The organism is Paenibacillus sp. Y280, assembly GCF_056786335.1.
The window spans coordinates 124,333-137,390 of sequence record NZ_JBXCIW010000001.1 but is presented as its reverse complement, the minus strand read 5'-3'; the positions used below and the strand labels follow the sequence as shown (position 1 = coordinate 137,390).

14 protein-coding genes are annotated in these 13,058 nt (G+C 48.1%); 11 read left to right on the top strand and 3 right to left on the bottom strand.

What is annotated here, in order from left to right; all coding sequences use genetic code 11:
* The first annotated feature begins 2 nt into the window (after positions 1–2).
* From AC1TPC_RS00635 to AC1TPC_RS00610, 6 genes are all read left to right on the top strand, one after another.
* Complete coding sequence (locus AC1TPC_RS00635; RefSeq protein WP_482064948.1) at positions 3–1,622, top strand: copper amine oxidase N-terminal domain-containing protein; 1,620 nt, start codon at positions 3–5, stop codon at positions 1,620–1,622.
* A 69-nt stretch (positions 1,623–1,691) separates the two neighbouring features.
* Positions 1,692–2,039, top strand: coding sequence for a thioredoxin family protein (locus tag AC1TPC_RS00630; RefSeq protein ID WP_482064947.1), 348 nt, complete (start codon positions 1,692–1,694; stop codon positions 2,037–2,039).
* Positions 2,040–2,198: 159 nt separating this feature from the next.
* Positions 2,199–3,128 carry a COX15/CtaA family protein gene (locus AC1TPC_RS00625; protein ID WP_482064946.1) on the top strand — a complete coding sequence of 310 codons (930 nt, stop codon included), beginning with the start codon at positions 2,199–2,201 and terminating at the stop codon, positions 3,126–3,128.
* Positions 3,128–4,891: a UbiD family decarboxylase gene (locus AC1TPC_RS00620; protein WP_482064945.1), complete on the top strand. Its 1,764-nt coding sequence runs from the start codon at positions 3,128–3,130 to the stop codon at positions 4,889–4,891. Before AC1TPC_RS00625 ends, AC1TPC_RS00620 begins: the two co-directional genes overlap by 1 nt.
* Positions 4,892–4,939: 48 nt before the next feature.
* Positions 4,940–5,650 carry a Cthe_2314 family HEPN domain-containing protein gene (locus AC1TPC_RS00615; protein WP_482064944.1) on the top strand — a complete coding sequence of 237 codons (711 nt, stop codon included), beginning with the start codon at positions 4,940–4,942 and terminating at the stop codon, positions 5,648–5,650.
* 19 nt (positions 5,651–5,669) lie between these two features.
* Positions 5,670–6,452 (top strand): SDR family oxidoreductase, encoded by a 783-nt coding sequence (locus tag AC1TPC_RS00610; protein WP_482064943.1) that lies wholly within the window; start codon positions 5,670–5,672, stop codon positions 6,450–6,452.
* 130 nt (positions 6,453–6,582) lie between these two features.
* On the opposite strand, the gene AC1TPC_RS00605 is transcribed toward AC1TPC_RS00610, so the two are convergent.
* Positions 6,583–6,828, bottom strand: a complete 246-nt coding sequence (locus AC1TPC_RS00605) for a NifU family protein (protein WP_053372062.1) — start codon at positions 6,826–6,828, stop codon at positions 6,583–6,585.
* 86 nt (positions 6,829–6,914) lie between these two features.
* Here AC1TPC_RS00605 and AC1TPC_RS00600 point away from each other — a divergent pair, with 86 nt between their 5' ends.
* Positions 6,915–7,187 (top strand): YuzB family protein, encoded by a 273-nt coding sequence (locus AC1TPC_RS00600; protein WP_482065314.1) that lies wholly within the window; start codon positions 6,915–6,917, stop codon positions 7,185–7,187.
* Between the two features lie 8 nt (positions 7,188–7,195).
* Here the strand turns inward: AC1TPC_RS00600 and AC1TPC_RS00595 are convergent, their stop codons facing one another.
* Both AC1TPC_RS00595 and mqnE read right to left on the bottom strand, forming a co-directional pair.
* Complete coding sequence (locus AC1TPC_RS00595; RefSeq protein WP_482064942.1) at positions 7,196–8,263, bottom strand: NAD(P)/FAD-dependent oxidoreductase; 1,068 nt, start codon at positions 8,261–8,263, stop codon at positions 7,196–7,198.
* A 63-nt stretch (positions 8,264–8,326) separates the two neighbouring features.
* A complete protein-coding gene (mqnE, locus tag AC1TPC_RS00590; protein WP_482064941.1) occupies positions 8,327–9,430 on the bottom strand; it encodes an aminofutalosine synthase MqnE in 1,104 nt (367 codons plus the stop codon).
* Between the two features lie 248 nt (positions 9,431–9,678).
* Between mqnE and erpA the strand changes: the two genes are divergently transcribed.
* The 4 genes from erpA to AC1TPC_RS00570 all read left to right on the top strand — a co-directional run bounded on the left by erpA (position 9,679) and on the right by AC1TPC_RS00570 (position 12,985).
* Complete coding sequence (gene erpA, locus AC1TPC_RS00585) at positions 9,679–10,041, top strand: iron-sulfur cluster insertion protein ErpA (RefSeq protein ID WP_482064940.1); 363 nt, start codon at positions 9,679–9,681, stop codon at positions 10,039–10,041.
* A gap of 120 nt (positions 10,042–10,161) precedes the next feature.
* Entirely contained in the window at positions 10,162–10,524 is a 363-nt protein-coding gene (locus AC1TPC_RS00580) for a hypothetical protein (protein ID WP_482064939.1), read from the top strand.
* Positions 10,525–11,174: 650 nt separating this feature from the next.
* Positions 11,175–11,909, top strand: a complete 735-nt coding sequence (locus AC1TPC_RS00575; protein ID WP_482064938.1) for a winged helix-turn-helix domain-containing protein — start codon at positions 11,175–11,177, stop codon at positions 11,907–11,909.
* The gene (locus tag AC1TPC_RS00570) at positions 11,906–12,985 is read left to right on the top strand and encodes a sensor histidine kinase (protein ID WP_482064937.1); all 1,080 of its coding nucleotides are present in this window, start codon (positions 11,906–11,908) and stop codon (positions 12,983–12,985) included. Before AC1TPC_RS00575 ends, AC1TPC_RS00570 begins: the two co-directional genes overlap by 4 nt.
* The last annotated feature ends 73 nt before the right edge of the window (positions 12,986–13,058 follow it).

Genomic DNA, 13,058 nt, shown 5'->3' with positions numbered 1-13,058 from the left:
GAATGAAAAAATTTTTTGCAAAACCAAGCAAGCTGATTGTGCTATTATTAGCCTTCACGCTCGTTTTTGTGGCAGGCTGTCAGTCGGTTTCTAATCTCGATTTCAATACCGTGCTAAAAAATTCTCTCAAGGTAACATCGAGTGAAAGCAATCAATCGGTAGAGCTCAAGCTGCTCTTGGATGAAGCAGCGTACGAAGGCGCACCTGAAGAGCAGCTTGCGCTAATGAAGCTGGTTTCCAATTTGAAACTACAGCTTAATAACATAAAAGCACAGGATAACTCGCATGTATCCTTTGACGGCAATTTGATTTTGGGAGATGCAGCTTCTATTAAATTCTCGTTGAAAATGTCCGATAAGCTTGCGGTAATGGAGCTGGAGGGCGCGAAGCAGCCGTTCGTGCTTGATCTGACAAGCCAGGGCTTGCTAGGTTTGATGGGCATGTCTGACGTGACTGGCCTTCCTGAAGAAGCCGCAGCCGCAGATGCTCCTACGCTGGATGAAGCCGCTCTAACGGAGCTGGGTCAACAAATGATCGATACGGTTGGCACTTATGTCATTCATAATTTGCCGAATCCGGAACGCATCGCAGTAAAGCCCGTGACGGAATCGATTTACGGCACCTCAACCTCTTTGATGCATGTGCATATCGATATGGATGGACCTGAGATTTGGGCGTGGGTGAAAAAATATGTGGACGCGCTTGTCGCTGACCGTGCGGGCTTGGATAAAATGATAGCTGGCGTGTTCGAAATTCTTGAAAAAAACCCGGATGTATGGGCAGCTGCCGGAACGATTAATCCTTTAGCGGACAGCGGTCTTGATGCTCCTGATTCAGCGGAAGCTTTGAAGGAAGCATCCGATGGCATGGCGCTTCTGCTGACTGAGCTACAGGGAGAGCTGAACCAGCTAGTTAAAGAGGATCAGGAAATGGTTGATCAAATCTTGAGCAAGGATTTAACGATTAAAGCAGACGTCTATGTCGACAGCAAGCTTGACATCCGTAAGCAAGCCTATGAGCTGTCTTATGTGCCAAGCGTGGAGCTGGCATACGGCGTGCTGCCGGTGAAAGGTTTGACAATCAAAGTCGTGAGCGAGTCTTGGAATGTGAACGGCGCGGTTAAAGCGGAAGCGCCAGTCGCATCGGAATCAGCAGTACCGGTAGCCAAATTATTCAACGCGCAGGGCTATCAAGTGCTCAAGCAGTTTAATGAGAACTCAACCGTTTATGACCTTCTTAAAAATAAGTTTCATATCAATAAACAGAACATGACTTGGGACTCATACCAGTATTATAATCCGGTCATTGTGACAGCCAGCCACGTAACGATCATTCCGCTTCGCGATACAATTGAACAGCTTGGCGGCACTCTTGCGTACGATAAGAAGACAAAAAGCTTAAAAGTATTTGACGATGCGACGAACACAACGATTTTATTGAAGAACGGCAGCGATGCTGCAGTCGTGAATGGCAAAAACGTAAAATGGTCATTCCCAGTCACCGTAATTGACGGAGTAACCTATGTTCCGGCGCGCAATTTGGCTTCTGCGCTGAAAGCAAAGATTGACTGGACTGTTATTAGCGACGAAATGAGAATATTTACGATTGATCGGGAAGTCTAAGCTGTAGCGAATGTAGTGAACAATAACAATACCGTAAAGATTCTAATATGATTAATTTAGAGGTGCCATATGAAAAAGCTAACGACGGATGAGCAGTTTCGCGAGGCAGTTGCCAGCGAAGGACTCACGATTGCCGTATTCAAAACGACCTGGTGCAAGGATTGTCACTTTATTGACCCATTTATGCCTGATTTGGAGCGTCAATATGAAGGAAAGGCTGCTTTCGTAGAGCTTGACCGCGATGACCTTCCCGACCTGTGCTCCGAGCTGAACATTTTAGGCATTCCAAGCTTTATTGCTTTCCGGAAAAGCCAGGAGCTAGTGCGCTTCGTAAGCAAGCTGCGCAAGTCACGCGAGGAGATCGAGGAGTTTGTAGATCGAGCCATACAAGTCAGCGATGCGCTGACCCATAAGTAATCGCTGGTCCGCGCTTGAGGAGGAAGCATTTCTCTCGCGCGGGCTTTCCTTTTTTTATCGCGTTTCTACTCGGAAGTGTCACATTTTCAACATGGCTTTTGCCTTTTTTTATAGCTATAATTGAACTGTTATTAAAACACGAAATAAGGTGATTTTATTATGGTAACCGGGCGTTTTCGCGCGTTAGCTATCGCTGCGTGCATCGGAATGCTTCTTGTACTGCTCGGCGGGGCACTAGTCACGAATACAGATTCAGGACGCGGCTGCGGTGATGATTGGCCATTGTGTCATGGGAAGTTTATACCTGCTTATACGATTGAATCCCTGATTGAATATTCGCATCGGCTTGTAACCGGCTTTGAAGGGCTGCTCGTTCTCGCTACTTGTCTTTCGATGTATTCGAAGTTTAGAAAAAACCGCACAGGATACAGCGAGCCGTTGTTTTATGCGGGAGGCGCATTGCTGTTCACCATTATTCAAGCTTTAATGGGTGCGGCAGCGGTCATGTGGCCGCAATCTCCGCCTATTATGGCGATTCACTTCGGCATATCGTTAATCGCATTCGCTTCGACATTGCTGCTGGTGATCTGGACGTTTAGAGCCAAAAACGGACCTCCAGTGGAATTCAAAGTACCGCGCTCCATATTTCCGCGCGTGCTGCTTACTGCGATTTTTTGCTACATTGTCGTCTACCTGGGCGCATTCATTCGGCATACCGATTCAGGTGGAGGCTGTATGGGATGGCCGTTATGCAACGGAGAGGTCGTTCCGGAGATTAGCGGCGCAACCGGAGCCGTATTCATACACCGGGTGGCTGCTATGGCGCTAGCTATCAGCTTGGCAGGCTTGTTTATTCACATTCGGAAGGTAAGCATAGGCGGAGCGGGCTTAACGAAGCCGGCTGCATGGACGTTAGGTCTTGTTGTTACGCAAATATTCAGCGGGGCGCTGCTGACATACACGATTTCGAATTCGAATTGGTTTTTGTTCACCAATTTATTGCATAATCTAATTGTTACTGGTCTGTTTGGCATATTAATGGATATATTAATTCGTTCGTGGCGGCTAAGGGAAGGGCGTGGAGGTTAGTGAGCTTTAAAAATTTACGAGAATTTTTGGACGTACTAAAGCGTGAAAATGATTTGGCAATTATAGATGCTCCTGTAGATCCAAATCTTGAGGTAGCTGAAATTCATCGGCGCGTAATCGATGCGGGAGGGCCTGCATTATTGTTCACGAACGTGAAGGGGAGTCCTTTCCCGATCGTAACAAATTTGTTCGGGACAAGCCGCAGGGTTGATCTGGCCTTCGGACCAAGGCCTGAAGCGCTTATGAAACAAATTATTGGGGCGGTTGACCGCGTTCTGCCGCCTACGCCAAAGGCGATTTGGGGCGAGAAAAACTTAATATGGGACATGCTGAAGGTGGGAATGAAAGAGGTTCCTGCCAGCAGCGCTCCTATTCTACAGGCCTGCAAACATGAAAATCCGCTTGCAGGTTTGCCTGCGATTACAAGCTGGCAGGATGACGGCGGTCCCTTTATTACGCTGCCGCTCGTCTATACGGAACATCCCAAGCATCGCAAACAGCATAATCTCGGCATGTACAGAATGCAAATTTTCGATGACTCTACAACAGGCATGCACTGGCAAATACATAAAGGAGGAGGCTTCCATTACCATGAAGCGGAGAAAAGGAATGAAGCGCTGCCCGTTTCCGTTTTTCTCGGCGGCCCACCCGCTCTAATCGCTTCTGCGATAGCTCCAGTACCTGAGCATCTGCCTGAGCTGCTGCTTGCATCGCTCATCATGGGCGGCAAGCTGTCGATTGTCAAAGATCCAAACGGCGCGCATCGCATTCCGTCAGAAGCTGAATTTGTGTTAAGCGGCCATGTGCCGCCACATATTAAGAGAGCGGAAGGGCCGTTTGGCGATCATTACGGCTACTACTCATTAATGCATGATTTTCCAATATTCAATGTCAGCCATATGTGGCATCGCAAGGATGCTATCTATCCGGCAACGATTGTCGGCAAGCCGCGCCAAGAGGATTATTATATGGGCGAATTTTTGCAAAAGCTGCTCTCGCCCGCGTTCCCGATGGCTATGCCTGGCGTTAAGGATTTATGGACATACGCGGAAACGGGCTTTCATGCGCTTGCGGCGGCTGTCGTTAGGGAAAGCTATTCACGCGAAGCATTGACATCTGCATTTCGCATTCTGGGAGAAGGGCAGCTAACGCTTACCAAATTTCTAATCGTTACGAATCAGTCAGTAGAGCTTGAAAACTTTCCTGTACTGCTTGAAACGGTTCTTGAGCGTTTCCGCCCGGAAACCGATTTGTTTATTTTCGATAATACCTCGCATGATACGCTCGACTATACTGGCGGCAAGCTAAACCACGGCAGCAAAGGGGTTATGCTTGGTGTTGGTGATAAGGTACGTGAGCTCCCAAGCACCTATACCGAAGGAGCAATCGATGAGATAACGGCTGCTCAGCCGTATTGCCGGGGTTGCTTAGTCGTATCTGGAGCATCCTATGAGCAGGAGCCAAAGCTGGCACAGCGTCTGCTTGAGCGCCTGTCAGAGAAGGAAACAGAATGGCCGCTCGTGATCCTTGCCGATGATGCAGGTATCGCGGCCGCGCAAACGCCGTTCTTATGGACGGTATTTACAAGGTTTAATCCAGCGGACGATATTTATGCGAATTCCGATATTACCCGTCACCACTTTGGCTATAAGCTTCCTGTCGTAATCGATGCGAGAATGAAGCCGGGATATCCGGATGAGCTGTTCCCGCGCGAGGATATCGTGAAGCTGGTAGATAAACGGTGGAGTGAATACAAGCTGTAATTTCGCCGATAAAAAATCGTAATTTTGTGACGAAAGGACTGTTCAATTATGCTGCGTTTCCTGTTTGATGAACCCTTGAGAGAAGCGGAAGGAACCCTTGCAGAAACGTTTCGTATAATGGATCAGTTCGTATCCTCTTTGTCCAAAAAAATGGCAGAAGGCGGAGACCCCCATAAGCTTCGGAAGTACGAAATATGGACGTTAGGTCTCCGCTCATCCTTGGATGAGCTTGAGCAGAGCCACTATGTTGCGTTTCATTTTCAGCATAAAATTACCTCCTCCTCGGTTAAGCAAATGACAGCGGAGGAGAGAATCTTTTATAATCGTTATATCTACTTTGATAAAAACGCTTTCATTCGCGTTTTTTCTTTGCTCGATAAGCTTGGCACATTGCTAAATGAGCTTCTAGACATGAAGACGGAGCGGATAAAGTCTCATTTCTCCTATTTCACGGTTTTGCGCAACATGCGCGAGAAGAGGGCACATCCAGAGCTGACTTGGAAGCTGAACGATGTGAAGGAGAAATACAAGGAACCAATGACAAGGCTGCGCAAGCGCAGAAATACCGAAACTCATTATATGAACTCGGAAATGCATGATGATCTGATTCAAAGCAGCCGTATGTATGGCGAGGAGGTCAAACTCGAAAATTTAGCCGAGCAATCGGCTGATTTGACGCAGGGGCTATATCTGGCGATGGAATCGCTGCTGCTGACATTTCAATATGCATGCGGATTAATGCGAAACAAGCAACATTAATCCCAAAGGGGGAACACTCGTGGGACTCAACAGCAAAACCGCGTTAGTAACAGGCAGTGCGAAGGGGCTTGGCAAACGAACGGCGCTTCAGCTTGCTGAGCAAGGCTGCAATGTTGTTATTAATTACTACGAGAGCGAACTTGAAGCAAGACAGGTAAAGGCACAGATTGAGCAGCTAGGTGTAAAAGCGATTACCGTGCAAGCCGATATTGCAACAACAGAAGGTGCAGCAAAGCTGGCTGATGCAGCGGAGAAATGGGCTGGAGGCGTTGACATTCTTGTCAATAATGCAGGGCCCTTCGTCCGCAAACGCCGACTCTTCAGCGAATACGATGAGGAAACGATTATCAGGCTGCTGCATGGCAACTTGTTAGGCGTTATGATGCTTGACCATCGCCTTCTACCGGGCATGCGCGAGCGAAAATGGGGGCGGATCATCCATTTTGGCTTCGGCCATGCAGGTGAAGCGAGAGCTTGGCCGCATCGTGCGGTGTATGCCGCCGCCAAGACGGGGCTTGTATCATTCACGAAGTCGCTCGCCGTAGAAGAGGCACCTCATGGCATCACTGTCAATCTAATCGGTCCAGGCGATATTCGCGGGGTTAACAAGGAACGGTCCATTGCCGAGGTGGAGGAAGAATACGATAAGGAGTCGCCTATCGGGCGCCCCGGTGCGGGGGAGGACGTTGCTCGAGTGGTGCTTTTCCTATGCGACAAAAATTCGAATTTCTTGACCGGCAACGTCATTGATGTGACAGGCGGCTTCGATCCCATTGTTGCCAACATCAAAGGAATGTTTTAGCTGTTCAAGCATAAACAAATCACCGCAAAAAAAGAGTCTTATCAGGAAGCTAGGGAGACATGCTCCGCAGCGCTGATAAGACTCTTCATCATTTGTCATACATGAGGCGTGCCTGGTTCGTTCTTATCTATTAGAATACTTGAACGACTTCGACTACACCTTCAACTTCTTCGAGAAGTGCACGTTCGATACCCGCTTTAAGCGTGATCGTCGAGCTTGGGCAGCTTCCGCATGCGCCCATCAAACGAAGCTTGATGATGCCGCCCTCGACATCAACCAGTTCAACGTCGCCGCCATCGCGCTGCAAAAACGGACGAAGCTTATCGAGTACGTCCAAAACTTCATCGTACATCGTATCTTGTACTTGTTCACTCATTGCAATCATCTCCTTTCTCCCCTATTATAGTACAAAGTGAAGCAATTGAAAATGGATAGTAACTAAGTAAAGTTAGGTGAAGCATGATGTTTAAACCAATGATCGAATTTTGTGCCAGCAATATGCATCACGGCACTGACCGTATAATGAATGAGTTTGAGCAAAATGTTGAGTACGAAGTAACCGAATATGGCTGCTTAGGAAATTGCGGCGAATGTTATTTGAATCCATTCGCTTTGGTCGATGGCGAGATTGTATCTGCCGAATCGGTGGATGAGCTTCATGCCAACATTTTGAAAGCAATCAAGCAGCAGCAAGCAGATAAAGAAGCGCTGGATAAGCTGCTGGATGATTTGTAAGACTTGTCCTAACCAAGGTGGCGCTTAGAGCGCCAGAGCACTCCGCTCTTAACGAGGCGTGGCACGCGTCCCAAAATAGGCGTACCGCCCATAAGGCCGAATCCGCTCTTCTTGCCAAGCGAACCGAGAACGCCCTTCAGCTTAAGCTTGCCGAGCCGCGGCGTCTTGTCATGCCAGATCGCTTGAAGCACCTCGGCAATTTGCTTGCCTTGGGCGCCTGCAGCTTGACCGCTTGGTGAAAGCGGCAATGCTGCACAGTCTCCTACGATAAACACATCGGTATGGTCTGGCAGCTGATGATATCCATTTATAATCAGCCTTCCTTGATTATCCTTCGGCAAATTCATACGCTGAACGAGCGGAACAGGCTGAATGCCTGCCGTCCATACCGTTACATCCGTATAGATTGGCGCTGTAGAATTGCAATCATGGAGGATTCCGCCTTCGACGTGCGTCAATCCGACATGCCCGCGCATCTCAACATGATGCTCCTCGAACCATTCCGAAACAAAAGATTGAAGCTTGCTTGGGAAAGCAGACAACACGCTCGGACCACGATCCAAAATACGGATGTTAAGGTCCGGACGGCTTTCACGGAGCTCTGCTGCAACCTCTACGCCGCTTAGACCGCCGCCCACAATTGTTACTTGACCATAAGGCTTAACGTCATTCAGCTGCATGTAGGTTTTTCTAGCCGCAGAGAAGGTCTGGATGCTGGTTGAGAACTGCTCAGCGCCTTCGATTCCATGATATTTATCGGTGCAGCCAAGACCGATAACAAGCCATTCATACTCGATCGATTCCTGTCCTTCGATATGGACAAGCTTCAATTCCATGTCCACATCTGTTACTTCCCCGTATGTCAAAGTAATTCTTGGATCAACCGGGAATTTGACCCGGAGCTCCAGATCCGAAACCGTTCCAGCGGCAAGCGCGTAATATTCCGTCTTCAAGCCTTGAAACGGCATCCGGTCAATTAATACGACGGAGACATCGATCGGCAGCTGCTTTTCGAGCAATTCATTAGCAATGGCGAGACCGCCATAGCCTCCGCCTAAAATAATAAGTTTTCTCATATGATTTCCAACTCCACGCCTCTTGATGATAATTCTATTTTGTGCTTCCGTGCTGTCGATTACTCATTCGTAAACTTTAATTTCATTGTAAAACGTATCGCGTTCAACCGGAATGCGGCCTGCGCCTTTTATAAGCCAAATCAGATCCTCGCGAGTAATGCCCTCAGGCGTCAGTGCTCCAGCAGCATGGCTGATTTTTTCCTTCACAATCGTACCGTGAGCATCCGATGCGCCCATCGTTAGAGCAACCTGCGTGAGCTGAACGCCGATGTTGATAAAGTAAGCTTTGATGTGCTGGAAGTTGTCGAGCATCAGACGGCTGATTGCAATGGTCTTCAAATCCTCGAACGCTGAGTTGCGGCGGCGTATGCCGGCTCTAGGGTTGATCGGCTGCATCGAAAGCGGAATGAAAACAAGAAAGCCGTTTGTCTCATCCTGAAGCTCGCGAAGATGCATCAAGTGGCGAATCCGATCTTCCTTCGTTTCGATCGATCCATACAGCATCGTCGTATGCGTCCGCAGTCCAAGCTCGTGAGCTGTGCGGTGTACCTGCAAATATTGTGTAACATCAGCTTTGTCCACGCGCATTTTTTTGCGGTAATGATCGGATAAAATTTCAGCGCCGCCGCCAGTCAACGATTGCAAGCCCGCTTTCATTAGCTCTTGAAGCACTTCACGGTAAGTCAGGCCGCTAATGCGCGAGAAAAAATCGATTTCCGCAGCTGTATAAGCTTTAAGTGTAACCTCTGGAAACCGATCCTTCAACGCTTTAAGCGAGTCTACATAGTATTGGAATGGAACATTCGCATTATGGCCGCCAACAATATGGAATTCACGTACGCCAGGGTGAAAGTGCTGCTCCACATATTCAATCATTTGCTGGCCGCTTAGTGTATAGGAGCCTTCTTCGCCCTCGTCCTTACGGAAATTGCAGAAAGCGCAGTGAGCCTCGCATACGTTTGTAAAATAGAGACTCATGTTTTCGATAAAATAAACCTTTTTGCCATTTTTGCGCATGGCGACTTCATTAGCGAGCTGTCCAATCGTGAGCAGATCATCTGATTGATATAAGAAAACACCGTCCTCAAGCGTTAAACGCTGCCCATGACGCACCTTTTCAATAATGTGATGCATATGTGTATCCTCTGTCGGTATAACGACGTTCATGGTCTAGCCTCCTAAATATTAATCGATTGTGAAAAAAAGAACTTTCTTTCCCGTTTAAAGAAGCTGTAACTATTATAAACCTCATACGTAACATGGGCAATAACAAAAGTGATTCATTGACCATAAATTGGAAAATGAGTAGTTGGGCAGGCTGCTCTTGAGCAACGGAACAAACTGGAGTATACTACAAATAAGTAAGTGAAGTGAGTGCAATCGAATCATTATTCGGATAAACGGAGGGATGTAGCATGATCACGATCAGTGACACGGCATCTGACAAAATAAAAGAAATGCTCGCTGAAGAAGGCGGACCAGAGCTCTTCTTGCGAATTGGCGTTAAGGAAGGCGGCTGCAGCGGCTTTTCCTACGGAATGGGCTTTGACGATGAGCAGCATGATGGAGACAAAGCACTCGATATGGATGGACTTAAGGTTGTCGTAGACGAGGACAGCATCAAATATTTGAACGGTCTCGTTATCGATTTTAAAGAATCCGCGATGGGCGGCGGCTTCACGATTGAAAATCCGAACGCCAGCGCAACATGCGGCTGCGGTTCATCATTCCGTACAGCTGCCGATGCAGGCAAACCGGCTGCAGCGGGTGAGTGTTAATACTTGCTAGTATAGGCATCTTCCGAAATGCGTATGATTACATATGCATTCCGGAAGTTTTTTTTGTTTGTTTTTTCGCTTCAAGTCTATTAATCAATCATCTTTGGGGGCTGGCAGCACATGACATTTATTCATGATTATAGACAATTTATCGAGGTAGGTTGTTCATCATGCGGCAGGAAGCATACCGTTCAAGCCGATCAATACAGCGTTACCTCGCAGGGCTATTCGTTTCACTCACCCGTAAGCTGTTCTTGCGGCCAAACGGAGAGCACCGCTAACAAGGACAAGTGTACCCGGACTTTGAAGTCGGAAAATAATGAGATGATGAAAAGAAATAAAGCGACGACGATCAAAATGATGGTTGTCATTGGCTTGGTTATCGTTTTTTTTGCAGGCGAGACCATTTATATGATCCACGAAAAAGAAGCGGAACAAAAGAGCGCTGCCCATGAGACGAAAAAAGAAGTTTCAGCTGTATAGAAAAACGATGTATAAGGTCGGCTGATTGCGTGCAAGATAGTGTTGACGGTGTGAAGAGAGGTGTGGTTCCGTTGGACCATTTGGTGCTAGGGCTGCAGGAGGAACTTATTTAATCACTTAGCTTTTATGAAAGCGAGGGGTTGTGTCGCAGAGCACTTCTGAACACACACGCTGAAAGCGATCCGTTAAAACCGGAAAGTAAATAAGCGGTGCCCAAGTTATCTTAATAATGTGAAGTGTTAGATGGAAGAGACTCGAACGATCAAACACCGTCATAAGAGAAGCCTGTAAAAGGGCTTCTCTTTTTTGTTTGCCATGAGAAGGCCGAGGGGAGTATTGCTTAGCATAATTCAGGGAATTCCCTGACATATAAAGCAAGAGCATAGCGTCCAGCTGATCGGCAGACGTTCTTCCCAAAGCTACCTAACCAATGAGCTTGAGTTAGCGTCCATCCTAACGAATGAACTGGCGAGCCTACTGCTCGAACCGCAAATATAAGCTATAATAGTGTGGAAATGGCAGCATTATGTTTCAAATGGGGCAGCGGAGGATGAAGGAAATGATAAAGCTAATGATAGGTGATGACCATGCGATGGTCTGATCCGGCAGTCCTTATTCTCAGTAAACCAAAATCGTGAAGGGAGAAATTCATGTATCGCATTTTTATTGTTGAGGATGACGACAAGATTGCTTCCATCTTGAAAAACAATATGGATAAGTACGGCTTTGAAGCGGCAGCCGTCACGCAGTTCCGGGAAATCATGCCGGAGCTCGAGGCGTTTGCGCCGCATTTGGTGCTGCTGGACATTAATTTGCCGTATTTCGACGGCTATTACTGGTGCCGGCAAATTCGCGCCCGCTCAAGCATGCCCATTATTTTCATATCGGCTCGCGCGGGTGAAATGGATCAGGTCATGGCCATTGAGAACGGCGGGGATGATTACATAACGAAGCCTATTCATTTAGACTTATTGATGGCGAAAGTGAAAAGCGTGCTAAGACGCGCATACGGGGAGTATGCGGGTGCTGTGGCAGCAGCAGTTGAAACGGGCGCTGGTGCGCATGGCGAACTAACAGCTTGCGGCCTCCGGCTTTTTTTAAACCGGAATGAGCTTGAATGGAAAGGGCAGCGTGTCGAGCTGACCAAAAACGAGCAGCTGCTTGCTGAATGCTTAATGAAGCATCCGGGCGAAGTAGCCTCCCGCGAGCAGCTGCTGGAGGCGCTGTGGGATGTCGTGCAGTTTGTCGATGATAATACGCTCACCGTTAATGTAACGAGACTTCGCAAGAAGCTTGAAGAGCTTGGATTGCCGAAAGCGATCGAGACGGTGCGCGGACATGGGTATAAGCTGACGTTAGCACGATGCGAGGAAACGCCGCGATGAGAGGCCTGTCGCTGGCGTTATTTTTGCGTGACCGTCTGCTGTTTATTTTTATGGCTTTATTAATTATTTCATTGTCGATCTCTATGCTGCTGCTCGAGCGGGAGCGTTATCCCGGCCTTATCGCGCTGGGAACCATTTATTACTTTGTCATTCTTGCTTTATTTTTTCTTGGGGTATGGCTTGCGGTCGACTATTTGCGCCAGCGTGCCTATTTCAAGCAATTGATTGACGCCATTGAACGGTCTGAAGAGCTTCAGGCGACAACCATCGTGCAAGCTACCATTACGCAGGAACAGAAGCTCGTCGCCAAAATGCTGGAGGAGCAGAGCCGCGCTTATTTGAACGAACTGGGCAAGTATCGCCGCCAGCAGGAGCTGCATAATCATTTTGTGCTCCAATGGGTGCATCATATGAAGACGCCCGTTTCGGTTATCGACCTGCTGGCTCAGGAAGCTTTGCAGCCCGAGCATAAGCAGCTTGCGCTAAGCGTACAGGAGGAGACGGACCGGATGACGCGCGGACTGGAAATGATGCTCTATACGGCGCGCCTGGACAAGTTTGAGATTGACCTTCACGTGAAGCAGACAGCGCTGCATGAGCTTGTACGTACTGTTATCAATGCGCACAAAAAGCTGTGTATCCGCCACTCGATATTTCCGCGTATAGATGGGGAGCTCACTGTAGAGACGGACGAGAAATGGATGACCTTTGTATTAAACCAGTTCGTGAGCAATGCGATCAAATACAGCAAAAGCAAATCGGGCGCGAAGAAGCTTATTTTTCATTTGCAAGCTTATGGCAACGGAGGAGGCAGGCTAACGGTATCCGATGAAGGAATCGGCATCGCGCCGCATGATCTTCCTCGCGTATTCGAGCCCTTCTTCACGGGAGAGAACGGTCGCACTGCAGGGGAGTCGACGGGCATGGGACTTTATTTGGCGAAGCAGGTATGCAACCGGCTGGGACATGCAATGGACATAGCTTCGGTGCTTGGGGAAAGCACAACCTTGACGGTAGCGTTCCAGCCGCGGGGCATTCATATTTTAAACAGCGAAAGTGATGCGAACGGGCATTAAGTGACAACTTTGTAAGGTTCAGTGCATGCAATTGAAAGGGAAATCGATGGGTTCGACCTCTTCCGCTCGTCTA

Coding starts and splice junctions, on each gene's coding strand:
- AC1TPC_RS00630 (WP_482064947.1), top strand. CDS start 1,692: ATGAAAAAGCTAACGACGGATGAGCAGTTTCGCGAGGCAGTTGCCAGC.
- AC1TPC_RS00635 (WP_482064948.1), top strand. CDS start 3: ATGAAAAAATTTTTTGCAAAACCAAGCAAGCTGATTGTGCTATTATTA.
- AC1TPC_RS00575 (WP_482064938.1), top strand. CDS start 11,175: ATGTATCGCATTTTTATTGTTGAGGATGACGACAAGATTGCTTCCATC.
- mqnE (WP_482064941.1), bottom strand. CDS start 9,430: ATGAACGTCGTTATACCGACAGAGGATACACATATGCATCACATTATT.
- erpA (WP_482064940.1), top strand. CDS start 9,679: ATGATCACGATCAGTGACACGGCATCTGACAAAATAAAAGAAATGCTC.
- AC1TPC_RS00625 (WP_482064946.1), top strand. CDS start 2,199: ATGGTAACCGGGCGTTTTCGCGCGTTAGCTATCGCTGCGTGCATCGGA.
- AC1TPC_RS00595 (WP_482064942.1), bottom strand. CDS start 8,263: ATGAGAAAACTTATTATTTTAGGCGGAGGCTATGGCGGTCTCGCCATT.
- AC1TPC_RS00580 (WP_482064939.1), top strand. CDS start 10,162: ATGACATTTATTCATGATTATAGACAATTTATCGAGGTAGGTTGTTCA.
- AC1TPC_RS00615 (WP_482064944.1), top strand. CDS start 4,940: ATGCTGCGTTTCCTGTTTGATGAACCCTTGAGAGAAGCGGAAGGAACC.
- AC1TPC_RS00600 (WP_482065314.1), top strand. CDS start 6,915: ATGTTTAAACCAATGATCGAATTTTGTGCCAGCAATATGCATCACGGC.
- AC1TPC_RS00605 (WP_053372062.1), bottom strand. CDS start 6,828: ATGAGTGAACAAGTACAAGATACGATGTACGATGAAGTTTTGGACGTA.
- AC1TPC_RS00570 (WP_482064937.1), top strand. CDS start 11,906: ATGAGAGGCCTGTCGCTGGCGTTATTTTTGCGTGACCGTCTGCTGTTT.